Raw genomic sequence first — 23,215 nt, 5'->3', positions numbered from 1 at the left:
GGGAAGGGGCGGCCGGCGAAGGGCGGGGCGTATGCGCCCGGAACAAGGCCGAAGGGTGGCCCCGCCGGCCTCAAACCCATGAGAATGACCGCTGACAGACTCTTGTTTCCCGGGCAGAGTGCGGTTTCGGGGGACCTCATGCTCAAAACCATACTCGCCGCCACCACTGCGCTGACGCTCGCCTCCCTGGTCGGCGGGGCCGTCGCGCAGGAGCTGACTCCGCCGCAGAGGCCGGTCGGCGCGCGGCCCTCCGCGCAACCGGCGGCGGCTCCGGCTGCCCAGGGCGCGGGCTCCCTGACCGCCGGACGGCCCGTTCGCGGCCAGCTGGCGCGGGGCGACGACACCCTGCAGAGCGGCGAATACGCCGACGAATTCACCTTCCCGGTCCGGCGCGGTCAGACCTATGAGCTGACCCTCTCGTCCTCGGCCTTCGACCCCTATCTGCTCGTGCGCGGCCCGGGCGGGCTGAGCGAGGACAATGACGACGATCCCGCCGCGCGGGGTTCGCGCGACAGCCGGATTCGTTTCACCGCCCCGGCCGACGGCCAGGTCGAGGTGTCGGCGACCAGCTATGAGCCCGGCGAGACGGGAGCCTACACCCTGACGCTGGGCGGGGCCGCGGCGCGACCCGCCGGATCTCCGGCCGCCGCAGCCGCCCCGGGCGCGATTCGCGTCGGCCAGACGCTGGACGGGCGGTTGGCCGCCGGGGACCCTCAGCTGGACAGTGGCGAATACACCGACAGCTATGTCTTGCGGGGACGGCGCGGCCAGACCCTGGACCTGCGGCTGACCTCGACGGCCTTCGACCCCTACGTCGCCATCGACGGTCCCGGCGACTTCTCGGCCTTCAACGACGACGATCCGGCGGTGACCGACGGGCGAAACAGCCGTCTGGTCGTCACCCTGCCGGCCGATGGCGAATACCGCATCACCGCCACCAGCTACGCCTCGGGCGAACAGGGAGGCTACCGGCTGGCGGTGCTCGACGGAACCGGGGCCGCGACGCCGCCTCCGCCCGCGGTGCGCCCGTCCGAACGCGCCTCGGCCGACGGCGGGATCGCCATCGGCCAGACCGTCAGCGGATCGCTGGACGCCGGCGACGATACCCTCGATTCCGGCGAATACGTCGACACCTTCCGCTTCGCCGGCCAGCGCGGCCAACGCGTGGCGGTCGAGCTGACCTCCTCGGCCTTCGACGCCTACACCATCCTGCGGACGCCCTCGGGCGAGCAGCAGGAGAATGACGACGCCCGCGACGGCGGCCACGACAGCCGTCTCGATACGGTGCTGGCCGAGGACGGCGAATACGAGGTCATGGTGACCTCCTACGCCCCCGGGGAAACGGGCTCATACCGTTTCAGCGTCAGCCCCAGCCAGGGCTCGCCGCGGCAGGCTTCGGTGCAGGGCGGCGCGCGGGTCTTCGCGGTCATGGTCGGGGTGTCCGACTACGGCGGGGCCCAGAGCAACCTCGAATTCACCGACGAGGACGCCCGCAAACTGGCCGAGACCCTGCGCGCCGACGGGTCGCTGAACGACGCCAGCCTGGTGCTGACAAACGCCGAGGCCACGGTCGCCGGCGTGCGCCGCGCCTTCGCCCGCGTCGCGGCCGAGGCGGGGCCGGAAGACACCTTCCTGTTCTTCTTCTCGGGCCATGGCGACCAGTCCGAAGTGGCGGTCAGCGGGCTGGAGCCGGACGGCAAGTCCGAATCCATCGTGCTGCGCGACGGCCAGATCAGCGACACCGAGATGGGCCGGCTGTTCGGCGCCCTGCGCACCCGGCTGTCTCTGCTGGTGATCGATTCCTGCTTCTCGGGCGGCTTCGCGCGCAATGTCGTGGACCGTCCGGGGGTGATGGGGCTGTTCAGCTCGGAGGAGGATCTGACCAGCGCCGTGGCCGACAAATTCCAGGCCGGCGGCTATCTGTCCCACTTCCTGCGCACGGGCATGGGCGGCGAGGCCGACGGCGATGGCGACCGGCTGGTCACCGCCGGCGAACTGGCCACTTATCTCCGCCGCCAGTTCCGGGAGCAGGTCGAGAACGTCGAATCCGAGACCCAGGACGGCCAGCGCAACTACCAGAACCTGATCGTCGACCGCGGCGGGGTGCAGGTCGATGACGTGATCGTGCGCCTGCCGGCGACGGCGGCGGGGGCTCAATAATCCGGAAGGGTGATGGTGGATGCGACAGGGATTGAACCTGTGACCCCCTCGGTGTGAATCGCCTCAAGGGCCTTTTCAGGGTGTTTCATTACTTTTCAAAACGCTTGTAATCTACTGAAAACGTTGTGCATCGAATTTTTTGGCATTTCAGCGGTTTTCAACGAGTACTGCATAAAATGCCCCACTGGTGCCCCACGAAAGGCTAGTCTAGCCAGCCTGTCCCACGATTTGCGAACAGGCGGAGGTGTCTTGGGAAGGTCCATTCAGCTTGCCACAGACCGGCAGGTTGCGGCGCTCAAGCCAGCGGCCAAGGCTTATGAGAAGACGGTCATCGGAACTCGTGGTCTCGCGGTTCGGGTCTTCCCTTCGTCATCCAAACAATTCGAGCTTCGCTACGTCACCGAAAGCGGCAAGCGCAGGCGTCTGGTGCTGGGCCTCTATCCCGGTCTCTCTCTCGCTGAGGCGAGGGCGAAGGCTGCAACGATGCGCGTCGCGGTCAACGATGGACTTGACCCGGTCGGCGAGAGGGAAGCGGCGCGCGAACGGATCCGCGAGCAGGCCAGCACCGGGGACACGCTCGACCAGCTCGCCGAAGCCTACTGGAGCGCCGCGGAGGTCGGATTGCATGGCGGCCGGCGAAAGCCGAAGCGGGCGGTGACCATCCAGAACGAGCGCAGCATCTGGAAAAACCATATCCAGGGTCCGCTGGGCGGTCGTGACTTCACCGAGATCCGGCGCGCCGACGTGAAGGCTTTCATGCGAACACTGATCACCGAAAAGGGACTGTCAGCGGCGAGCGTCGCGTCGATCGGAGGCGTCCTGCACGCCGTGCTCGGGTTCGGCGTGCTTGAGGAAAGGCTGGAATCGAACGTCGCTGCCGGTCTTGCCCGGCCGCTCGCCCTGACATCCCGCGAACGCATGTTTGACGATGCCGCACTCCAGGTGCTCTGGCAGGCGGCCGTGGAGGCCAGCTCGCCGAGAACTCCGGGCGAGAAGACCGCCGGGGTCCACGCCCGCCTCGAACCGGTGATGGGGCTGGCGATCCAGCTCCTGATGCTGACCCTGACCCGCCGCAACGAGGTGGCCGGCGCCCTCAAGACAGAGTTCGATCTCGCCGCCAAGGTCTGGATCATCCCGTCGGCGCGGGCCAAGGCGAAGCATCAACACGTCGTGCCCCTCGGTCCGGATTGCCTGACCGTTCTCGAGGAGGCTTTCGCGCTCGATCCGAAAAGTCCGTTTGTATTTCCGTCTGGACGGGCGCCTGACCAGCATCTGGACCCCCACGCCATCACGCGGGCCTTTGCGCGCACCTGCGCCCGCCGAAAGATCCCGGTCGGCTCTCCGCATGACGTACGGCGTTCGGGAGCGACCACCTTGACCGGCCGGTATGGTATCACCCGGTTCGTCGTCGGTCTGGTCTTGGGACATACACCCAGCGAGGGGGCCGCCGTCACCGGCGTTTACGACCGTCACACCTATCTGCCGGAAAAGCGATCGGCCTTGGCGGCGTGGGCCGGACATCTGACTGGATCAACAAAGCCCGTAGCCGAAAACGCGGGCGGATCCCTCGACACGCTGGCGGCTGCATCCGCATCAGAGATCGAGGCAGCCAAGGCCCGGGCTCTTCGACTGGTTGCGCAGGGTGACCTGCACCACGCCGTCGTCTCGCTATGCATGGATATGGCTCGTCGGCCCGAGGTCGCGTCGTCCCATATGGACATCCTTGCGAAGGCAGGCCTCGAGCTGGCGAGGGGTGGATTAAAGGTCGAAGTCGAGCGTTGGATCAGTGGGTTTCGGTGACGACACTCTTGGGTGGTGGAGCGCGTATTGCCGCTATTTGACGACTCGCAGAAGGTGACGAAGTCCGCTCTGCGGACCTGCGATCAAGCACCGTAAACACTAGACGAAACACCGTCGGCATTCGCCCCGTGTTCTCACAGGCTGCCGATCACCTGTTTCAGGATGTCGGCCGCCGGTCGGTCACGCGGCGAAGGCGGCGCCTGGGCGTCCTGCACCAGCGACAGCACCAGCGGCATCCAGCCGTCCCGGAGATCGGCGTTCAGCAGGGCCAGCGACGGCCGGGCCTCGAGGGTCACCTTCTCGATGCCTGGAGACAGGGCGGCGCACAGGTCCGGCGGCGAGGTGACCAGATATTCGCGGCATGAGAGCGGACGGTCGGCGTGGATCGAACACGCCTCGTCTTCCAGGAAGGGACAGGCGACGCCGGCGGCGAAATACTCCCGTGCGATCAGCAGGCGATCGTCGCGGTTCCGGTCCAGCCGCTCCATCAGACCCAGCGGCTCCAGGGTGTCGAGGGCCGCGTCGAAGCGGCGGCGCACCCGCTCGCGCCGGGGCTCGGGCATGGCCTCGACCAGCCGGGCCAGGGCGCGGGCCTCGGCGGGGGCGACCGGCACCAGCTGGCGGCAGCAGGCGCCGCAGCCGGCGCGGCAGGAAATCTCGCGCCCTTCGGCTTCGACCCGCGCCGTCGCGCGAGTCGCGAACAGGCTGCTCAGGCCGTGGACGATGGGCAGCAGGTCCTCGACCGTGACGGGGCCGGCCGGCACGGTCATCTCGACCGGAATCCGCTCTCTGCCCAACTCCAGAACCACCCGGCCGGTCGCGGTCGGCCCCCCGTCGGACGGGGCCGCCGACAGGCGCACGACCGCATCATCGTCCGGATCGACCCTTTGCGGCGGCGTCCCGCGGCGTACGTCGGCGCGACTGGAGCTCGTCTCGTCAGCCACTATCGTCGGCTGGGTCCGGCCCGGTTGTTCCCGGGGTCGGCCGGCAGGGCGCACTGTTGAACGCCGTCCCGCGTGACGACCTCACCCCGCTGGGCGATACAGGCGCGGGCCGTATAGTCGATGTCGATCTTCGTAAAGTTCAACGCGACACCCTGTTTGTGGATGTCGAGGTCTCCCGTCGCCGGCAGGCGGCACTGCTGAACCCCCTCATGCCTGACGACCGCGCCGCGCCGGGACGCACAGGCCCGGGCGGTGAAGTCGGCGCCGATCTTCAGGAACATGTCGACGGCTCTCGTCTGACTGGCGCGGCCCGATGGATCCGATGGGGTAGCCCGACATGCGCTGAGAGGGGCTTGTGGAATGTGTTTGCCGTTGGCGCAGGCCGTGAGCTGGGCGTCCTGGTCAATGTGATCCCGGTTCGCGGTCGCTCCCGGTGCCGTGACGACGGTCCCGGGCGCCGGGCGCAAGCTCTCCTGCGCCTGGACCGATACGACGACGACGCCGAGGTCGAATATGGCCGCGCCGGCCAGGATGATCGCTGCTTTCCGCATGGTGTTCAGTTCCTTCTTGAGGTCATTGGGACGGGCGGCCCGTCGGCGGGCCCGGTCGATCTATCGCGTGGTCGGTACTTGCCCCAGGGCCGAACCGGCCTCCTCGCGGCGGGCCGTCGCCGGCAGGCGGCATTGCTGGACGCCCTCATGCATCAGAACGACGCCGCGTCGCGCCGTGCAGGCCTCGGCCGTATTCAACCGGTCGATCCGCCCCCATGACCACGCCAAGATGTCGATGCGTCCGCCGGATGAGGCGACGGTCGCCGGCGTTTCTCCGTTCTCTGACTGACCCCTGTTCGACAGCCGGCCGCCGCCGGTTCCACCGATGCCGTTGACGGGGACCGCGGCCTCGGCGGCGATGACTCCGCCCGATGAGTTGACGGTCGCCCGCGGGTATCCGGTCTCTGACCGCGATGCGCCGCCCGGAGCCGGTGGCGCGGTGGTGCGGGAGGTCGCCTCGGTCAGGGTGACGCGGACGCGACCGCCGCCGCGCGGGACTACCGTCGTCAGGCGGCGGCCGGAAGAATCGACCGCATAGACCCGGCCCCGAACAGGACTGATCGGCGCGGAGGTCAGCGAGGGCGCGTCGGTGACTGGCGTGACTGTCACGACCGCCGCGGCCGAGGGGTCGGTCAGGAAGACCGAATAGCGGCCCGGTCCGACGGAAAAGACGACCTCGCCCCGGGCGTCCGTGCGGCCGGACGCGACGATCGGGTCGGGGTCTCCCTCGAGGCCGATGGGTATGCCTACGATCGGCGTGCCCACCGTGGCTTGCCCGAAGGCCGCGAGCAGCAGGCTGGCGGCGGCGATGGCGAGAAGGCGACGGATCATCGGCGGTCTTCCCGTGGTTGGGGAACTAGTGGGGTCCCGCGGCGCGGTCCAGCGGCGGGGCCAGCCCCGGTCAGGGGGCCGTCGATCCGACCATGATCGACCTGGCGGTGCACGATATCGGTATCATCCCAGACGCTCAGGGTGACACGAACGCGGCCGCCGCCGCGCGGGACGGTGGTCACCAGCCGGCGCCCCGCAGCGTCGACCGCAAAGACCCGGCCCCGGCCCGGCCTGATCGGCGCGGAGGTCATCGACGGCGCGTCGTTGACCGGCGTGACGGTCACGACCGTCGGGGCCGAGGGGTTGGTCAGGAAGACCGAATAGCGTCCGGGTCCGACGGAGAAGACGACCTCGCCCCGGGCATCGGTCCGGACGGGGGCGGCGATCGAGCCGGGGTCGCCCTCGAGGCCGACCTCCGTTCCCTGAATCGGCGTTCCCGCAGTGCCTTGCGCAAAGGCCGCGAGCAGCAGGCCGGCGGCGGCGAGGGCGATTCGTCTCATGTCGCTGGTCCTCATTCTACTCCACCCTCAGCACATCGCCGCGCATCGGCGGCTCGCCGTCGACGACGCTGGCGGTGGACAGTCGGGCGCGCACGGTCTCGACCCGGACCTGGCCGATGCGGGCCATCTCCACGTCCAGCACCTCGCCGGTGCCGGGGTCGGTCAGGGTGCGGCCGGGCCGCCAGACGCTGAGCGTCAGGCCGGACTGGACGTTGCGGTCGGCCCCGGCGTTCAGATAGACGCCGTTGTCGGCGACATCGACCACCAGCGCCGACCATTCCACCCGGCGCATTCCCCCGGCGATCTGATCCACCGCCTTCATGATGGCGTCCTGGCCCGCCTGGCCGATGGGGGTGGCGCGGAAGATTTCGCCGCCGAGGCGCGCGCCGCCCCAGTTGTCCACCAATCCGGCCGCCGAGGTGCGCGACGAGGCGCGCCCCTGGGCGCTGGAGGTCGAGACCACCTGGCCCGTGGCGGCGTCGACCAGGCGCAGCGCGATCTCCATCACCGCGGTCTGGCTGCGGGTGCTCGCCCGGCCGCCCAGCAGGCCGCCCAGCGGGCCGCCGCTGATGTTCAGTCCGCCGCCGCCCGCCGCCGCTTCATATTTGGTCACGGCTGCGCGCACGATGGCGCTGGGCGCGATCCCCCCGCCGGACCCCTCGACCACCAGGAAACGGCCGTCCTCGACCAGGGCCTGGGTCAGCATGGCGGTCATGCCCTCGGCCGTGACCGAGCCGCCGACGGCCTCGGTAGCCAGGAAGGTATCGACCGCGATGGTCTTTCTCAGTCCGTCAAAGGCCGCGCGGCTCTGGGGCCGGGCCTCGACGCGGGCGGCCCCGGCGACCAGGACCAGGGTCGCGCCGGTGAGGATCAGTCGTCTGTTCAAACGTGTGGAGGTCATGGTCATCGCACCAGGCGGACGGCGCCGGCGACGGCAACGGTTTGAGGCGCCGCGGCGCGCGCGGGGGCCGCCTGGGAGCCAGGCGGCGGGATGCGCGGATCGACCTGTCGGTCTGCGCGTCCGTCGCCGTTTATGTCGCCCACCGCCACCCGGACGCCGCCGGCGCGTCCACCATCGGCGGGCCCGGGGCCCGCATTGACGGTGTAGGGGAAACACAGGTCCCGAGCCACTGGCGAGGGGCCGCGTCGTCCGTCCTGGCCCGGCCCCGAAGCGGCGCCGGGAAGGGTCAGCTGCCGCTCACCAGATGCGGCCTGGACCGCCGGCAGCAGCAGTCCGATCAGGACGCCGATGATGCGGTCCTCACCCTGGCCGCCGCCGGAGCGGTCGATCGCCGACCTGAGGCCGGGTCCGTTGAGACAGACGTCGTAGTCGCCCGCGGGCAGTTCGAAGCGGAAGCCGCCCTGCCGGTCGGTACGGGTGGTGGCGACCGTGCGACCGCCGCGCATGGAGGAGATCAGGATGTCCGTAAAGATGTAGCCGCCGGTGCTGCGCGTCGTTTGGGCGTAGGCGGGGGATGTCGACAACGCCAGGCCCGCCAGACTGGCCAGCCCGATCAGACCCACTCGCGATGTCATGATGACAGTTCCAGTATCCGCTTGAATATCGGCGGTTTCTCAGGCTGGTCACGGTTAAGCCTGGCTGTCAATGCGGCTCGAACAGTCAGGACCCGGAGCACGGTTTCAGCGACAGTCGTCGTCTGGAGGCGCTGGCGGAACGCCAATCCAGGCTCGAAGAGGGCCCTCGTCAGGTTTGATCTGAATGCCCATCGGATCAGGGGAGACCACAGGCCGTATTGACAGCGAGGTCTCTCGGTGACCAGCGTTGTCCGACCGCAAACGGCGGCCGACATGGCCTTGCGGGAAACCCGGCATGACATCGAGATTCAGACTCATCGCCCTGAGTGGCCTTGCCCTGGCGGTCTCGGGGGCGGCGATCTACCCGGGCGACCCGATCCCCGGGGTCGATGTCAAACTGGGCAAGAATCCCGGTGGCTCGCCGATTGTGGTCGCGACCACGGATCGGGAAGGTCGCTTCTCGGCGCGTGTGGGGGTCGAGCGGGGTGAATACGCGGTCTCGACGGCCTGCTCACCCCGACAGACCTGCCCGCCAAACAGACAGTTGACGCTCACTGTCGATGGGCGGCCCGTCAGGCCCGACGCCCGAGGCGTCTACCTGTTTCCGGTCGGCGCGAGCCTGGGCACGGTGATGCTCAGCGGACGAGTTGAGATCTTCGACCGATGGGGACGTCAGAACGGCGCTCCCCGGTAACGCCGAACTCGTCGGAATCAGCCACGGGTTGAGTCGCCTATCGCAGACGCCGAAGCACATTTGACCATTTGACAGCCGTTGAAGGTGGCAAGACGTGTCCGCAATCTCGCGATGTTCAACTGCGCTCTCGAGCCAAGCTGCGAGCGTGTGGCCTCGTGCGACTTCGGGTAAGCGCCGTTGCTCGAGGCGACGCACGCCGACAGCGGGTCAGAGTGATTCAGCAGAAGACGCGGGGCGGTACCTTTCGAGCTTACCGAACCGGTGCGTGATGCACTTGCCTCCTGAATGCAGATTCGCGACCAGCGTGACGACGCTTACTGCTCAGTCGGCGGTTGCCGAGATCGATCCGTCGGAAACCTGAGCGTGGCCTGCAGCCTACGTCAATCCCTCGACACCATCGGCGCCTACTCCGGGCCCCTCATCGCCGTGGCGATGAGGTATCTCCGACGAGACGTCCATGAAAAGGGACACCACGCTGATTGCCAAGACGCTTCGCGGCGCCGTTGGCAGACCGGATTGAATGGCGAGGTCATGGGACGGGTCATGGCAGGATCCAGCTGTCCGGATAAGCAGCGGGTCCGGTCAACGGTTTTGAAAGCCCGACGGGTCAATCATAAGCGTCATGAGGACAAGATCGCCTTCTGCGGAGCCCGGCGCCGACCGCCGCACGGTTCAACGGGACCGGTGTGTGCTGCGATGCCAGATCATCCATGGTCCCTGGAACGAGGTTGCGAACGCGATCATCCGCGACCTTCACGAGGACGGCGCGCGGCTCCGCTTGATGGTGAGGGTCGCCTTGACCGGCCGCCTGCGCCTGCAGGTTCAGCCTTCCGGCGCTCGGCACCTCGCCGATATCGTTTGGCAGCGCGGGGATGAAGTCGGCGTCCGACTGATCGCCACGCTCGATGATCCGGTGGAGCGGCAGATCGAGGGATTGCGGCGCGCCGCCGCGGAGTTGCGTCAATCACGGCGCGGCATCGCGGAAGACGGCTACTAGCGGTCCGAAACGGATCTCGCAGTCATCAAGAGAGCGCCTCCCAGCATGGGCGTGTGTCACCGACGACACGATTATGTCCGAAAGCGTACGTTTCCAGGAGAGAGCAGGAACAGGGAGGCGGAACCGTCATTCACGGTTCGCCTCGCGCGTCGGCGAGTGCGGCGCTGTGGGGAAGTTGACCATGATCACAGAACGGATCGCCCCATGCCGCCCAACGCCGAGGCGAACTTTCGCGGATCGCCCTCGATATGACGCGGTCGCGAAAGATCGATCCGGGAGCCGGCCGTGATGTCCGCCGATCCGCGCGCCGGAGCGCTTCTCTATGTTGAGGACGAGGTGCTCATTCAGCAGCTTGTCGAGTGTGAGCTTCGAGACGCCGGCTTCGGCCTGGTTCTCGCGGCTGACGCCGAAGAGGCCTTGGAGATCCTCGATTCAGGTCGGTACCAAATCCAGGGCCTGATCACAGACGTCAATCTGGGCGCGGGCGCCGATGGCTGGGCGGTCGCGCGCCATGCCCGCGAGCTGATTTCCGGCTTGCCGGTCATCTATGTCAGCGGCAAGGACGGGCACGAATGGACGTCAAGCGGCGTCCCCAACAGCGTGATGATCACCAAACCCTTCGTGCCGACGCAGATTGTGGTGGCGATCTCTTCCCTGTTGAACGCTGCCGAGCCGCACAATTGACGGGCCGATGGCTGCACCCGGCCGTCCAGGCGCCCGGGCGGTTGGCGGGGGAGGTCGGGCGTCCGCAGTTCGTTCGCGAAGAGCGCGTCCCTCCTCGCCCAGCGTCGCGTCCGATGTTTGCGGTTTCCGTTGCGATCCCCCGTCGGCCTTCTTCTGGCGCGGGAAAACGCCTCGGGCCTTCGAAGACGCCACTCACCGGGCCACCAGAGTGAGCCTCGGCCTCGCGCGCGAGGGCGTCCAGCTTTCGGAGCTTTTGCAAATCGCGGCCCATTCCCTGGCGATGTCGGCCGCCAGCGCCGGACACGCTGACGGTCTTCCCGCGCTGCCGGTTTCCGAATGGGAGCGCGGACTGACCTGCGGCGAACAGATCGCCCTTCGGCGGCGCCTGGCCGGCGGCGCGGCCGTTGGCTGTTGTGATGAGCAACGACCGGGCCGCAGGCCTGCAGGATGGATTGAGCGAAGCGATGGCCTATACGTGGATGGGCTGCGGCGACCGCACCAGCGGAAGACACGGAGGATGCGATGGTCAGCGACGCTGTCGAACTGTTTGTGTTGAGAAACGGCGACCGCTGGACGGTGATGTCGGACGGGATCGTGCGGGGCAGGTTGGACTACAAGATCGACGCCGAAGAGGCGGCGATCCGGATGGCCAAGGGGGCGAGGGCCAAGGGGCGTCCGAGCGGCGTGATGTCGCCGGACGGCGGCAGTCAGATGCGCCAGGTTTGGCCGAACTGACGTCCCTGGCCCATCGCCGGCTGATGGGTTAGCCGATCCTCCCCGCAGGCTGCGGACAAACAGGGCGGCCACCCAGCCGCACGGGCGAGCCTGCAGACTGGGTTCGTCAGCGCCCGCTTCGCGGCCGGAGCCTTTGAAAAGTCGAACAACCAACCTGGAAGCCTCGCTTTACCTGAAGGCGAATGAGGAACTCCTTCAAGGGTCCTGTGTCAGGCGCCGCACAGCATCGCCAAGCTTTGCCTTGGAAGCGTGCAGCGACCGGCGGGATCAAACGGCAGGTGGCGGCCCCGCTCGCAACCCTCCTCCGTGAGGACGCGGCTTGACGGCGCCAGACAGAGGTCTCGGGTTTGGGGCACCGCATTCAGGCCTTCTTTGCGTTTCCCGCCTAGCATCGGCGTGTGGGCGAGGAGTATCGCAGGTGTTGCCAGGTCTCGGTGAGAGCTATTTCGCGGCGGTTGCTGAGGCCAGCCAGGATGTCATGCGGATTCTGGCTCTGGACGGTACGGTAGAGTATATGAACGCCAGAGGCCTTGAGCTTCTGGAGATCGCTGCCTTTGATCGCAACAGGGGGCGTCTCTGGTCCGATCTCTGGCCGGTCGAGAGCCGGCCGTTGCTCCTGGAGGCGCTGGAGGAGGCGCACCACGGTCGCGTCGGACGGTTCAGCGCCTTCTGTCCGACCGCGAAAGGCCGCCCACGCTGGTGGCTTACGGTCGTCTCCCCGGTGCGCGACGAGGCGGGAGCCGTGGTCCGGCTCCTGGCGACGTCGCGAGATATCTCCAAGGAGCATCATCGCGAACAGAGGCTGAAAAGAGCGTTTGCGCGGGCGCGGGAGGCCGCCGCAGCCGAGGCCTCCTATCTTGCATATTTGCGAGGGGCTCTGGAGGTGCTGCCCGCAGGGCTCGCATTCTACGACGCAGACGACCGCCTTGTGATCTGGAACCAGCCCTATGTCGTCGCGGGCGGTGCGGATGACGGCCACACCAATCTGCGTCAGGGCATGAGCTTCACCGACCTTTTGCGCGCGGACCTGGCGGACGGCCGACATCCGGAGGCGGAGGGCCGCGAGGAGACCTGGATCGCGGATCGGCTGGCGGCCCGGCGCGAGGCGGCGGAGCCACGTGAGCAGCAACTCTCCTGCGGTCGTTGGTATCGCTTCGAGGACCGGCGCTTGTCCGACGGTGGACTGGTCAGCGTCGCGATCGACATCACGGAACTGCGGGCGCGCGAGGAAGCCTCACGCCAGTCCGCCGAGGCCCTGGCCCTTGCCAAAAGCGCGGCCGAAGCCGCGAGTGAGGCCAAGAGCGAATTTCTCGCCAACATGAGCCACGAGATCCGCACGCCCCTGAACGGCGTCATCGCCGTGGCCGACCTGCTGTGCAGACGAGACCTGCGGCCCGAAGACCGGAGTCTGGCGGACCTCATCCGCTCGTCAGGGGAAACGCTGGAACGGCTGCTCTCCGACATTCTCGACCTCGCCAAGATCGAGTCCGGCGCCGTGGTCCTGGAGCAGGTGACATTCCACCTCGGCGATCTGGTCCGGGGTGTGGCGGGTCTCGCGCGATTGATGGCCGACGAGAAGGGCCTGCGTCTGACGCTCTCGGTCGATCCCGAGATGGACCGCATGGTCCGCGGCGATCCGACCAGGACCAAGCAAATCCTGGCCAATCTGGTCTCCAACGCGGTCAAATTCACCCGTACGGGTTCGGTTGATGTCCGCGTTATCGCCGGGGGTGATGGGGGACTGCGCGTGGAAGTTCAGGATACCGGCGTCGGCTTCGACCCGTCGCAGAAGGACCGCCTTTTTCGCCGCTTTGAACAGGCGGATGGGGCGATCACGCGTCAATACGGAGGCTCGGGCCTGGGGTTGTCGATCTGCCAGCAGCTCGTGGTCCTGATGGGCGGGGAACTGAACTGTAAAAGTACGCCCGGCCGAGGCTCCACCTTCTGGGTGAATCTTCCGCTCGATTTGTGCGACGCCGTTCCCCTGCCGGCCGATGAGTCGCTTCTCACCATGCCTGGGCAAGCCCTTCGGGTGCTCGTGGCGGACGATCATCCGACAAACCGGATCGTCGTCGACCTCATGCTCAAGGGTTTCGGCGCCGATACGCGATGTGTGGAAAACGGCCTTGAGGCCGTCGAGGCGTTTCGGAGCGAAGATTTCGATCTGGTGCTGATGGATATGCAGATGCCGATCCTCGACGGATTGTCCGCGGTCCGGGAGATCAGGACCTGGGAGCGAAACCATCAACGGCCACCGGTCCCCCTGCTCATGCTCACCGCGAACACCCTGCCGGAACATGTCGCCGCCGCGCTGGCGGCGGGCGCTGATGGCCACGTCGGAAAGCCGATCACGGTCGATCGCCTGAGCGCGGCGATCAGCGAGGCGTTCTCGTTGCTGCGGGGCGGAGCCGACGCCTCGAGCGCTGTTGCTCGGCGCGGTTAGTCCAGAACGCGCCGGCAAGGGGGCAGGGTCGCAACACCGTTCAATATGGCGCCGTTTGCGGCGTATCTGGAGGCGACGGCATGAAAACCTGTCCCGCGCCAACGGCTCGCGAACCACACCCGGAAGGTATGAGAGCCGCGTCGCTCTTCGACGTCACCGAGGACCCGTTCGTCAGGATACGGACGGAATGGGACGTGATCTTTCAGCTCCGGGCGATGCCTATATCGTCGATCCAGGTCAACATCCGCGCCTGCGAATTCCCGCCCGCCAAAGCCAACGGCGTCAGCTTCCTGAAGATCCCGGTAAAGCCGAACGCCGGCGACTAACGGCGAGCGCCGCTCAGGGGATATTCCGCCCTCCGCCTGGATGACGTGATGCCATGAACACGAGCCCCGCCGTCGCCAGCAGGGCGAACACGGCGCCGGCGATGAAGGTCGCCTGCGGTCCCATCCGGGACCACAGCAGGCCGGCGACGACGCTGGCCGCCAGCAAGGTCACGCCGCTGGCGAGGTTGAACAGGCCAAATGCCGTGCCGCGCATATGGGCCGGGGCCGTATCCACGACCAAAGCCGCCAACAATCCCTGGGTCAGGCCCATGTGCAGGCCCCACAGGGCGACCCCGATCAGAACGCCCTGAATAGTCGCCACAAAGGCGAGGACCAGGTCGGCGGCGATCAGGACCGCGAGGCCGATGATGAGCAGCCAGCGTCGATCGATCCTATCCGACAGACTCCCGGCCGGCGCGGCCACGACCGAATACACAACGTTCATCACCACCATCACTATGGGCACGAGAGCGATGGCGAGGCCGACATCCTGCGCCCTCAACACCAGGAAGGCTTCGCTGAACCTCGCCATGGTGAACACCACGCCCAGAGCGACGACAGACCAGAACGCTCCGCCCATCGCCAGCACATCGATCCATCGGATCGGCGGTCGCGGATGACGGACGCCATCGACGGAACGGGGCTCCTTGACCGCGAAGATGAGCACCGCGACGGCAAGCGCGGCTGGAACCACCGCCCAGGCGAACACCGCGCGGATATTGCCCGCGAGCACGAACATGAGAGCCATCGCGACGAGCGGTCCGGCGAATGCGCCGATGGTGTCGAGCGACTGACGCAGACCGAAGGCCGCGCCGCGGATCTCGGGCGGCGCGATGTCGGCTACCAAGGCGTCGCGCGGCGCGCCACGAATGCCCTTGCCGATCCGATCGGCGAACCGCGCGCCGAACACTTCGAACGGCGTCACCGCGAGCGGAAAGATCGGCTTGGTCAATGCGCCCAGGCCATAGCCTGCCACGGCCAGCCACTTGCGGTGGCCAAGGCGGTCGCTGAGCCAGCCCGAGAAGACCCTGGTGATCGACGCCGTGGCTTCGGCGATGCCTTCGAGCAGTCCCACCAACGCGACGCTCGCGCCCAGGCCCGTCACCAGAAAGACGGGCAGCAGACTGTGAATCATCTCCGACGAGACATCCATGAACATGGAGACGAACCCGATCGCCCAGACGCTTTTGGGCACCGCTCTCAGGCCGGTCTTAAGGGGCGCGGTCATACGTGCTCATAGCCCGGAACATACGGTTCGGACGAGTGATCTACAGGAGCTCAATGGTTCTGAAGGCTCCCTTGAGCAGCTAGTCCGGGTGTCGTCAGGATCGCAATCCCCAAGCGACGACCGCCGTTCCGCTCGACGGGAGGTGAAGCGCTCTGCGTCTGCCTCAACCAGTTCTACAGCCGTTACGGAAGCGCCAGGATGACACGGACCCAGCCGATATCCTGGACGTATTCCAGAGACTCGAACAGCGGATAGGCCAAGGCCATAACGGCCCCGTCCCGCAGCGTGCGGAGGAAGAAGATCGGGCGGACCTCAAGCGTATCCTGATCGCGCCATTTCGACGGATCCGGCCAGAAGCGCGGGGTGCGCGCCATATAGGCCGCATAGTCCGGGCCGAAGGCTTCGCTCAGCCACGCTTCTTCCCGCTTCACCGTGGCGGTGAAGACCACCACCGCGATCAGCAGGAACAGCATCGCGATAGTGAGGCTGCCGGTCAAAGCGCCCATCCCGAACGCGCCCATGAAACTGAAGACATAGAGCGGATTGCGCGAAATCGAATAGGGTCCGCGCTGGACGATCTCCGCCGTCTTGCGGCCGCCGATATAGAGCGAACACCAGGCCCGGCCGATGATGCAGACAGCGATCAACGCCAGACCCGCGACTTCCAGCAGTTCGTGAAAGAGACTCTCGTCTCCGAACGAACGGGAGACCGCCGCCAGGGCCAGAACGGCAAGGATGCCGATCAGCAGCACGCCCTTGCGGAGGCGTTGGGTCCTCTGAAGGCCCTGCGTCGAAATCGGAGTGGTCATGCGCTAAAGCTCACTTGGGTTAAACCTAGCTATGGCTTGTGGCTGGCGTCGTGCCAACTGCTTCAAGTCGGAGCCGCCGCGCCGGCCGGCTCGCGCGACAACAGGAACCAGCCGACAACCGCCCAGGTGGCTCCCAGCGCCCAGCCCGCCAGGACGTCGGTCGGCCAATGAACGCCGAGATACACGCGGCTGAAGCCGATCGACAGAATGAGGAGGGTCGCGACGGCGTGAATCATCGCTCGGGAGCGCCGACGTTGAACGAGACCGGCCAGAACGATCGCGAGCACGAGATAGGTGGCCACCGAAATGGTCGAATGTCCGCTCGGGAAGCTGTTCGAATAGACGTAGCTGCCATGGGGCACCAGGTCCGGTCGGGGGCGGGCATAGGCGAGCTTCAGGAGGTCACTCGACAGCTCCGCTCCGATCACCACCATGGCGACCACCCCGGCCTGACGGGCGCGACCGGCCCGAGCCAGCGCGACGACGGCCGTCACCGTGATCAGCGTGAGCACGGTGAATCCGCCGAGCGCGGTGACGTCGCGCATCGTCTCTTCCAACCAGCGCGGGCCGATCGGATTGCCTGGATCGCTCGCCACGCGAAGCATCAGAAGGAGGCGCTCGTCGAGCGATCGGGTCTCTCCTTCGGCCATTTCACCCGCGAGGGTGAGAAACGCCCAGAGACTGAACGCCGTCGCAAGGAAGCCAGCGATGATCCGGCCGGTCAGGCGGTCTCGAAACCGCGTCACGCGAGCGGGCAGCGTCCATCGGAATGTCATGGCGCGGCTCCCGGCTTCAACTGTCGATGAAGCCGAGCGACGGCTCCATATCCTCGAAGGTGACGGTCATGCCCCAGCCCTTGCCAAACGGCGCGGCGATGTGGCCATAGCGGAGGGACAGCTGGGCCTCGGCCGCACGCTCCCCAAGCCGCGAGACCGCAGCGACATAGAGCGCCGAGGCAAGGCCAGTCCGATCCGCCCCCGACTCGCAGTGGATCAGGAGCGGCTTGGGTGCGCGCCGCATGACCTCGATCAACCGCCAAGCCTCTTTTTTGGTGATCCCGCGCTTGGCCGAAATGCGGAAGTCGATGTGACTGATTCCCAGCCGCCGGGCCGTCGCAGTCTCGTCCTGATACCAGGCTTCCGAAGCGTTCTCGCCGCGCAGATTGATGACGGTGCGGATCCCGTGGTCTCTCTGATACCGCGAAAGCGTGTCGCCGGAGGGTTGCGCTGATCTGTAGACTTCTCCCGCGACGACCGAATGGAAATTGCCCGTCGCCGCCGCCCAGACGACATAGCCCAACAAGATCGCCAGGATGACCCCGGCGACCATGGACGCACAAGCCAGGAGGGGGAGGACCCGCCGACCGCGAGCGACAGCTGCCGGCTGCGGCGGCGGGGCCTCGTAGAGCGGGATCATTGAGCGCGCCCGCGAAGAGGCGTCGACAATCGCGCCAGGAGGGTGGGGGTGAAGATCAGGATCAGGGGGACCCCCGCGAGCAGACCGGTGATGATCGCTATGGCCAGGGGCTTCTGCATCGCCGAGCCCTCTCCGAGACCCAGGGCCAGGGGCGCCAGGGCCAGAACCGCGATAAGAGCTGACATCAGGATGGGCCGCAGCCGGGCCCGGCCCGCGGCAATCAGCGTGTCAGGATCCGGCCGTTCGCCTGTCGGCAGTTCCGCCAGATAGAAGACGCCCAGCTCGGCGACGATGCCGATCACCATGGTCAGTCCCATCATGGCCGAGATGTTCAACTCGGTGCCGGTTATCCAAAGGCCCAGGAAGACGCTCGACGCGGCCAGGATCAGGGTGGCGACGATGCTGCCGACCGCGGCCCAGTTCCGGAACAGATAAAGGAACAGCAGGCCGACCAGCAGCAGGGCCGAGACAAACACCACCGCCAGATCCCGGAACGACTTTTGCTGTTCGGCGTAGAGGCCGCCGTATTCGACCCGGACCCCGGCCGGCAGGTTGAGGCGCGACACCGTCTGCGACACCTCCCGCATGGCCGACCCCAGATCGCGACCCTCGAGACGGGCGGTTACCGCGACCAGAGGCTGCAGATTCTCTCGGGTGATCTGCGGCTGTCCAGGGGCGATCGACAAGGTCGCTATCCGCTTGAGTGGCAGGGCGTGACCGTCGGGCGCCCGCAGCGGCAGATCTTCAAGGGTGCGGACCCGGTCGCGCAGCGAGCCTTCGGTCCACACCCGGACTCCGACCAGCTTGTCGCCTTCCTGGATCTGGCCGATGACCGAGCCGCCGGTCAACATGTCCAGTTGACGGGTGATGGCCTCCGGATCGAGCCCTTCGAGCGCGGCGGCCGGCCGGTTGACGGTGATGACGATGGCGTCTCCGGCGATGCGCAGTCCCCCGTCCACCTCGATCACGCCGCGAATCTTGCCGATGGCCTCGACGACTTGAGGCGAGGCGGCCTTCAAGGCCGCTTCGTCCGCGCCCAGCAGCTTGACCTCGATCGGTTGCGGCACGGCGGTCAGGTCGCCGATCAGGTCCTCCATCAGCTGCGCCGTTGAGATCGTCAGACCCGGCACGGTCGCTTCGACGCGGCTCCGGACCTCCGCTGTGACCGCTTCGATCGGCCGCCGCCCCTTGGCCTTGAGGCGCACGAAGAAGTCACCCTCATTGGCCTCGGACAGACCGCCGCCGAGTTGCAGGCCCGTTCGGCGCGAATAGCTTTCGACGTCGGGCGTGTTCTGGAGAATGACCTCGACCTGTCTCAGCAGCCGGTCGGTCTCGGCCAGGGACGTTCCGGGCGCCGCGTAGTAGTCGAGGATGAAGCCACCCTCATCCATCTTGGGCATGAAGCCCGAGCCGACACGAGTATAGGCGAATCCGCCGACCAGAAGCATGACCAACCCGACGATCAAGGCGATCCGACCCGGCGCCTTGAGCAGGTGGCGCATCAGCGTCTCGTAGCGCCCCCCGAACCGATCCAGGATCGCGCCGCTCTTTTCGGCCTGTTGCACGTCCCGGTCCCGCACCCAACGGTCGGCCAGGAGCGGCGCGACAAACAGGGCGAAAAGAAGAGAAATAACCAGGGCGGCCGACATGGTGATGGCCAGGGCCTTGAAGAAGCCGCCGGTGACGCCGCCGAGGAAGGCCAGCGGGGCGAAGACGAGCACCGTCGCAAGCGTCGAACCGATCAGGGGGCGGATCATTTCGGTCGCGGCCTCCAGAACGCCGCCGCCCGCCGATGGATCGCGATGCCGTTCCTGTAGCCTTCGCATCAGGTGCTCGAGCATGACGACCGCGTCGTCGACCACCAGGCCGACGGCCGCCGCCATGCCGCCCAGCGTCATCATGTTGAAGCTCATCCCCATCAGGCCAAGCACGATGGTCGTGGCCGCCAAGGTGACGGGCAGCAGCAGGGCGACGATCAGCATGAAGCGCAGGCTGCGCAGGAAGACGAACAGCACGATCCCGGCCAGCAGGGCGCCCAGGAGAATGGAATCCCGTACGCTGCTGGCGGCCGCGGTCACCAATTGGGATTGATCGTAGTAGGTGACGATCTTCACGTCCGGCGGGGTCTGGGACGCGAACTCGGCGATCCGTTTGCGCACTTCCTTGACCAGGGCGACGCTGTTGGCGTCGGGGGTCTGGCGGATGTTCAGAAGGACCGCGTCGCGGCCTTGCGAGGTCACCCGGGTCCATTGCGGCGTCTGACGGGTGACGACCTGGGCGATGTCGTCCAGTTCCACGACGCCGCGCGTCCCGGTCTGAACCACGGTGCGGCGGATGTCGTCGATGCCGGTCAGGCGGTTGTCGGCCAGAACCAGATAGAGGCGATAGCGGTCTTCCAGCCGGCCCGTGGAGACGACCACATTGTTGGACGACAGGGTGCGCGCGAGGTCTTCGATCGACAGGCCGAGCGCCTGGAGCCGGGCCGGGTCGGCCAGAACCTGATACTCCTTCTCCTGACCGCCGAGGACGTTGACGCTGGCCACGCCGGGCACCGAGGAGAGCAGGGGCGCGAGCTGGAGGCGACCGAAGTCGCGCAGGGCGATAGGGTCGCGGCTGGACGACACCAAGGCCAGGCCCAGCACTGGAAAGACGGTCGGATCCATGCGCCGGACTTCGAACCGTGTGCCGGCAGGCAGATCCGGAACCACGGCGTTCACCGCGGATTCGGCCTGGAGGGTGGCGGCCACCATGTCGGCGCCCCAGGCGAAATTGACCGACAGCTCCGCTGATCCGCGACTGCTGGTCGAGCGGACGCCGACCACGCCCGGAACGGCGCGAAGCGCCTGTTCGACGGGGCGGGTCACCTGGTTGACCATCTGATCGACGGGACGATCTCCGGCGTCCAGCGCGACCACGACGCGCGGGAAGTCGATGTGCGGGAACAGGCTCACGGGCAGCCGCAGGGCGGAGGCGGACCCCGACAGCGCCAGCAATGCAAAGGCGAGAACGATGAAGCGGACCTGGCCGCTCAGCCAGCGACCCATCACCTGGCCGCCGGTGTTGAGGCGGAGGGCGGGGCTTCACGCGTCGTCATGCCGTCGGACAGGGCGGGACCGCCGTCGACGACCACCCGCTCTCCCGGTCGGACGCCGCTGGTCAACTGCACCACATCGGCCTGTTCCAGCCCGACCGTGACGGGTCGCCGGGAGGCCACGTTCCGGGTGATCACAAACACATAGGGTTGGTCCCCGTCATAGAGGACCGCCGCCCGCGGCGCGACGGTGGCGTTCGGCAGCGTGCCGAGGACGATCTGTCCCTTGAGCGCTTCGCCCGGCAGGAACGAGCCCCCGGGGGGCAGGGAGACGATGACGGCGGCCAGTCGTGTGGCGGGTTCCACCCGGCGATCGACCGAAGCCACGCGGGCCTCAACCGCGGCCCCGTTGTCGTGCAGACCGGTCAGGCGGATCGCCGCGCCGGGACGGACACGCTGCGCGTCTTCGACCTCGACGCCGAGGCGCGCGTTCAGCAGGCTGGTCGAACCGAGACCGGCCACCGCCCCGCCGGCGCCGACGAGCGCGCCGGGGCTCGTGGGCAGGCTGTCGATGACGCCGCTGACCGGCGCGCGGAGCGTGATCCGGCCCCCGCCGGTCAGGCGGCGCAGGTTGGCGCTGGCTTCCCGGGCGGTGGCCGCGGCGGCGGCGGCCACGGTGACTTCGGCGTCCGCGGCGAGCCCGTCGGCGCGAAGCCGCTGAAGCCGCGCGTGTTCAGCGGTCGTCACGCTGGCCTCACGGGCGAGTCGATCCAGATCGAGTCGGGTCGTTGGGCTGGCCATGAGGGTCACGATCGGCTGACCGGCCCGCACGGCCTCGCCGACGGTGACATGGATCTGGGCCACCTGGGCCTCGAAGGTCGCCGTCAGGGTCCTGACGGCGGCGGGATTGAACTCCACCTGGCCATAGGCGGTGACGGTCTCGTCGAGCATCCCGGTGGAGACCGCGGCTGTGCGCACGGTCGCCACCGGCGGGGCGGCCTTCTCCGCCGGCTTCGAGCAACCCGCCAGCGCCAGCGCCAGCGCCGCCGCGCCTGCCACGATCCGCATCATTCGGCATCTCCGATCAAGGCGCCCGACGCCAGTTCCAGCGCCACCCATTGTTCCGACAGGGCCTGATCCAGGACCGCGAGTGCGATCTCCTTGTCAGTGAGGGCCTGACGCGCCGTCTCGGCCGTGACGCGGGCGATGTCGCCGCGCGCGCCAGCCCGTTCGAAGGCTTCGACGGTTTGCTTCAACGGCGCGACCTGGGCCTCCAGCGCGTCGCGCTGCCGGAGGCCGATCCGGTAGGCGACGATCAGGGTGGTGATCTCAGATCGCGTCGAGAACAGGCGTGCTTCGTATTCCGCGCGGAGTTGCTCGCGCGTGGCGTCCTGCACCGCGATCGCGCCACGGTTCCGGTTCCACAGCGGCAGGTCGAAGCCGATCGCCACGCCGTTCGTCCTCACCGCGCCTGTGTCCCGCGCCGCGTTCAGCGACAGGTTCAGGCGAGGATATTGCTGAAGCAAGGCGAGGCGCAGATTGGCGTCCTGGACGTCATAGCCGGCGCTCAGGGCGGCCAGGTCGAGCCGCTGGCGATAGGCCCGTTCGACCAGATCCACCGGGTCCGGCGCCGGGAAATGGGACAGCGGCGGGTCGATCAGGGCAACGACGGCGTCGGGCGACAGACCGAGCGCGGCGTTCAGCGCGAACCGCGCCGCCTGCAGATCGCGCTCGGCGCTCCGGGCCCGGTCGCCGGCGTCGGCCGCCGCGATGCGCCGGGCTTCCAGATCGTTCGCCGACAGATCGCCGCGCGCCACCGCCCGAAGGGTTCTATCCAGGGCGTCGTCGGCGGCGCGAGCGGCTTCGGACGCCAGCCCCCGCACGGTTTCCAATCCGCCGATGCGGGCTGCCAGAAGCCGCGCCTGGCCCGCCGCCTGCCATTCCAGCCAGGCCACGTCGAGCCGCACCTGATCCCGGCTCGCCCTGGCCGTCCGCTGCCGGAGCGGGCGGGTGTACAGGCTGGAGGTATCGAACCCGAGGCCGCCGGCGATGGCGTCCACGAGGCCGGGGGCCGAAACGGGACGGTCCAGGCTGAAGGAAAACTGGGGGTCCGGCAGCAATCCGGCCTCGAACACCTGCGCCTCCGCGACGCCGAGCCGGGCCCGTTGGGCTCTCAGGTCGGGATTGGCGATGACGGCGATAACACCGAGCTGTCGTGCTGAAAGCGGTCCCGACAGGTCAATGTCCACGGGCCCGAGCCGGGGATGGTCCAGCCGGGCGGCCGCCAGGGCCAGTTCGGTCGTCGAGGGATCGGGACGCGGGCGGTCTGGCAGTTCCGCCGACCGATAGGAGACGCAACCGCCCAGGACGACGAACGCCAGACTCACGGCCGCCAGACCCGGCGTCCGCCGCCGCCGGGCGTCCGGAATCCGGCCGTCCGTCCCTCTTTCGGGCGAAGGGGTCAACACACTCACGCAAGGCCTCCAGCGACCGATTTTGCCCGTCCCGACCAGCGAGACGAAGGGACGGC

Annotated in this window: 21 protein-coding genes; 8 read left to right on the top strand and 13 right to left on the bottom strand. The window is 67.7% G+C overall.

From position 1 onward, the window contains the following. Nucleotides 1-138 precede the first annotated feature (138 nt). Together BrevBR_RS01665 and BrevBR_RS01660 are read left to right on the top strand one after the other, a co-directional pair. A complete protein-coding gene (locus BrevBR_RS01665; RefSeq protein WP_339999723.1) occupies nt 139-2,160 on the top strand; it encodes a pre-peptidase C-terminal domain-containing protein in 2,022 nt (673 codons plus the stop codon). A 249-nt stretch (nt 2,161-2,409) separates the two neighbouring features. Next, nucleotides 2,410-3,960, top strand: a complete 1,551-nt coding sequence (locus BrevBR_RS01660) for a tyrosine-type recombinase/integrase (RefSeq protein WP_339999722.1) — start codon at nt 2,410-2,412, stop codon at nt 3,958-3,960. Nucleotides 3,961-4,094: 134 nt separating this feature from the next. Here the strand turns inward: BrevBR_RS01660 and BrevBR_RS01655 are convergent, their stop codons facing one another. The 6 genes from BrevBR_RS01655 to BrevBR_RS01630 are packed head-to-tail and all read right to left on the bottom strand — an operon-like array spanning nt 4,095 to nt 8,322. Further along, nucleotides 4,095-4,904, bottom strand: a complete 810-nt coding sequence (locus BrevBR_RS01655; RefSeq protein ID WP_339999721.1) for a YkgJ family cysteine cluster protein — start codon at nt 4,902-4,904, stop codon at nt 4,095-4,097. After that, on the bottom strand, nt 4,904-5,455 hold the full coding sequence (locus BrevBR_RS01650) for a hypothetical protein (protein WP_339999720.1): 552 nt from the start codon (nt 5,453-5,455) through the stop codon (nt 4,904-4,906). Before BrevBR_RS01650 ends, BrevBR_RS01655 begins: the two co-directional genes overlap by 1 nt. A 60-nt stretch (nt 5,456-5,515) precedes the next feature. Continuing rightward, complete coding sequence (locus BrevBR_RS01645) at nt 5,516-6,286, bottom strand: hypothetical protein (RefSeq protein ID WP_339999719.1); 771 nt, start codon at nt 6,284-6,286, stop codon at nt 5,516-5,518. Beyond that, nucleotides 6,283-6,786: a hypothetical protein gene (locus tag BrevBR_RS01640; protein ID WP_339999718.1), complete on the bottom strand. Its 504-nt coding sequence runs from the start codon at nt 6,784-6,786 to the stop codon at nt 6,283-6,285. Before BrevBR_RS01640 ends, BrevBR_RS01645 begins: the two co-directional genes overlap by 4 nt. Nucleotides 6,787-6,802: 16 nt before the next feature. Next, the gene (locus BrevBR_RS01635; RefSeq protein WP_339999717.1) at nt 6,803-7,687 is read right to left on the bottom strand and encodes a CsgG/HfaB family protein; all 885 of its coding nucleotides are present in this window, start codon (nt 7,685-7,687) and stop codon (nt 6,803-6,805) included. Nucleotides 7,688-7,689: 2 nt separating this feature from the next. Further along, on the bottom strand, nt 7,690-8,322 hold the full coding sequence (locus BrevBR_RS01630) for a hypothetical protein (protein WP_339999716.1): 633 nt from the start codon (nt 8,320-8,322) through the stop codon (nt 7,690-7,692). Between the two features lie 295 nt (nt 8,323-8,617). Here BrevBR_RS01630 and BrevBR_RS01625 point away from each other — a divergent pair, with 295 nt between their 5' ends. The 6 genes from BrevBR_RS01625 (at nt 8,618) to BrevBR_RS01600 (ending at nt 14,201) form a co-directional block, all read left to right on the top strand. Then, on the top strand, nt 8,618-9,016 hold the full coding sequence (locus BrevBR_RS01625; protein WP_339999715.1) for a hypothetical protein: 399 nt from the start codon (nt 8,618-8,620) through the stop codon (nt 9,014-9,016). Between the two features lie 622 nt (nt 9,017-9,638). Next, entirely contained in the window at nt 9,639-10,013 is a 375-nt protein-coding gene (locus BrevBR_RS01620) for a PilZ domain-containing protein (protein ID WP_339999714.1), read from the top strand. 288 nt (nt 10,014-10,301) lie between these two features. Continuing rightward, nucleotides 10,302-10,697, top strand: coding sequence for a response regulator (locus tag BrevBR_RS01615; RefSeq protein ID WP_292099925.1), 396 nt, complete (start codon nt 10,302-10,304; stop codon nt 10,695-10,697). Between the two features lie 522 nt (nt 10,698-11,219). Next, nucleotides 11,220-11,432, top strand: coding sequence for a hypothetical protein (locus BrevBR_RS01610; RefSeq protein WP_339999713.1), 213 nt, complete (start codon nt 11,220-11,222; stop codon nt 11,430-11,432). Between the two features lie 418 nt (nt 11,433-11,850). Beyond that, nucleotides 11,851-13,875, top strand: a complete 2,025-nt coding sequence (locus tag BrevBR_RS01605; RefSeq protein ID WP_339999712.1) for an ATP-binding protein — start codon at nt 11,851-11,853, stop codon at nt 13,873-13,875. Between the two features lie 80 nt (nt 13,876-13,955). Next, nucleotides 13,956-14,201 (top strand): hypothetical protein, encoded by a 246-nt coding sequence (locus BrevBR_RS01600; protein WP_339999711.1) that lies wholly within the window; start codon nt 13,956-13,958, stop codon nt 14,199-14,201. A 13-nt stretch (nt 14,202-14,214) separates the two neighbouring features. Here BrevBR_RS01600 and BrevBR_RS01595 read toward each other — a convergent pair whose 3' ends face one another. The 7 genes from BrevBR_RS01595 to BrevBR_RS01565 form a co-directional block, all read right to left on the bottom strand. Beyond that, the gene (locus BrevBR_RS01595; protein WP_339999710.1) at nt 14,215-15,360 is read right to left on the bottom strand and encodes an MFS transporter; all 1,146 of its coding nucleotides are present in this window, start codon (nt 15,358-15,360) and stop codon (nt 14,215-14,217) included. Between the two features lie 251 nt (nt 15,361-15,611). Further along, the gene (locus tag BrevBR_RS01590) at nt 15,612-16,238 is read right to left on the bottom strand and encodes a methyltransferase family protein (protein ID WP_339999709.1); all 627 of its coding nucleotides are present in this window, start codon (nt 16,236-16,238) and stop codon (nt 15,612-15,614) included. Between the two features lie 62 nt (nt 16,239-16,300). After that, nucleotides 16,301-17,014: a phosphatase PAP2 family protein gene (locus tag BrevBR_RS01585; protein ID WP_339999708.1), complete on the bottom strand. Its 714-nt coding sequence runs from the start codon at nt 17,012-17,014 to the stop codon at nt 16,301-16,303. Nucleotides 17,015-17,030: 16 nt separating this feature from the next. Then, nucleotides 17,031-17,567, bottom strand: a complete 537-nt coding sequence (locus tag BrevBR_RS01580; protein ID WP_291839289.1) for a dual specificity protein phosphatase family protein — start codon at nt 17,565-17,567, stop codon at nt 17,031-17,033. Between the two features lie 83 nt (nt 17,568-17,650). Next, nucleotides 17,651-20,698: an efflux RND transporter permease subunit gene (locus BrevBR_RS01575; RefSeq protein ID WP_339999707.1), complete on the bottom strand. Its 3,048-nt coding sequence runs from the start codon at nt 20,696-20,698 to the stop codon at nt 17,651-17,653. Next, nucleotides 20,698-21,756 (bottom strand): efflux RND transporter periplasmic adaptor subunit, encoded by a 1,059-nt coding sequence (locus BrevBR_RS01570; protein WP_339999706.1) that lies wholly within the window; start codon nt 21,754-21,756, stop codon nt 20,698-20,700. The genes BrevBR_RS01575 and BrevBR_RS01570 overlap by 1 nt, the downstream gene beginning before the upstream one ends. After that, nucleotides 21,753-23,159, bottom strand: coding sequence for a TolC family protein (locus BrevBR_RS01565; RefSeq protein WP_339999705.1), 1,407 nt, complete (start codon nt 23,157-23,159; stop codon nt 21,753-21,755). Before BrevBR_RS01565 ends, BrevBR_RS01570 begins: the two co-directional genes overlap by 4 nt. Nucleotides 23,160-23,215 lie beyond the last annotated feature (56 nt).

Source organism: Brevundimonas sp. BR2-1, assembly GCF_037626195.1.
Taxonomy (GTDB): Bacteria; Pseudomonadota; Alphaproteobacteria; order Caulobacterales; family Caulobacteraceae; genus Brevundimonas.
Note: the sequence above shows the minus strand (reverse complement) of the source record. Positions and strands in the feature narration are given on the sequence as shown.

Excerpts from the sequence above, each read along its gene's own strand:
- BrevBR_RS01640 (WP_339999718.1), bottom strand. The coding sequence starts at position 6,786 with ATGAGACGAATCGCCCTCGCCGCCGCCGGCCTGCTGCTCGCGGCCTTT.
- BrevBR_RS01595 (WP_339999710.1), bottom strand. The coding sequence starts at position 15,360 with ATGTTCATGGATGTCTCGTCGGAGATGATTCACAGTCTGCTGCCCGTC.
- BrevBR_RS01625 (WP_339999715.1), top strand. The coding sequence starts at position 8,618 with ATGACATCGAGATTCAGACTCATCGCCCTGAGTGGCCTTGCCCTGGCG.
- BrevBR_RS01585 (WP_339999708.1), bottom strand. The coding sequence starts at position 17,014 with ATGACATTCCGATGGACGCTGCCCGCTCGCGTGACGCGGTTTCGAGAC.
- BrevBR_RS01650 (WP_339999720.1), bottom strand. The coding sequence starts at position 5,455 with ATGCGGAAAGCAGCGATCATCCTGGCCGGCGCGGCCATATTCGACCTC.
- BrevBR_RS01610 (WP_339999713.1), top strand. The coding sequence starts at position 11,220 with ATGGTCAGCGACGCTGTCGAACTGTTTGTGTTGAGAAACGGCGACCGC.
- BrevBR_RS01600 (WP_339999711.1), top strand. The coding sequence starts at position 13,956 with ATGAAAACCTGTCCCGCGCCAACGGCTCGCGAACCACACCCGGAAGGT.
- BrevBR_RS01635 (WP_339999717.1), bottom strand. The coding sequence starts at position 7,687 with ATGACCTCCACACGTTTGAACAGACGACTGATCCTCACCGGCGCGACC.
- BrevBR_RS01570 (WP_339999706.1), bottom strand. The coding sequence starts at position 21,756 with ATGATGCGGATCGTGGCAGGCGCGGCGGCGCTGGCGCTGGCGCTGGCG.
- BrevBR_RS01575 (WP_339999707.1), bottom strand. The coding sequence starts at position 20,698 with ATGGGTCGCTGGCTGAGCGGCCAGGTCCGCTTCATCGTTCTCGCCTTT.
- BrevBR_RS01630 (WP_339999716.1), bottom strand. The coding sequence starts at position 8,322 with ATGACATCGCGAGTGGGTCTGATCGGGCTGGCCAGTCTGGCGGGCCTG.
- BrevBR_RS01590 (WP_339999709.1), bottom strand. The coding sequence starts at position 16,238 with ATGACCACTCCGATTTCGACGCAGGGCCTTCAGAGGACCCAACGCCTC.
- BrevBR_RS01645 (WP_339999719.1), bottom strand. The coding sequence starts at position 6,286 with ATGATCCGTCGCCTTCTCGCCATCGCCGCCGCCAGCCTGCTGCTCGCG.
- BrevBR_RS01620 (WP_339999714.1), top strand. The coding sequence starts at position 9,639 with ATGAGGACAAGATCGCCTTCTGCGGAGCCCGGCGCCGACCGCCGCACG.
- BrevBR_RS01665 (WP_339999723.1), top strand. The coding sequence starts at position 139 with ATGCTCAAAACCATACTCGCCGCCACCACTGCGCTGACGCTCGCCTCC.
- BrevBR_RS01580 (WP_291839289.1), bottom strand. The coding sequence starts at position 17,567 with ATGGTCGCCGGGGTCATCCTGGCGATCTTGTTGGGCTATGTCGTCTGG.
- BrevBR_RS01615 (WP_292099925.1), top strand. The coding sequence starts at position 10,302 with ATGTCCGCCGATCCGCGCGCCGGAGCGCTTCTCTATGTTGAGGACGAG.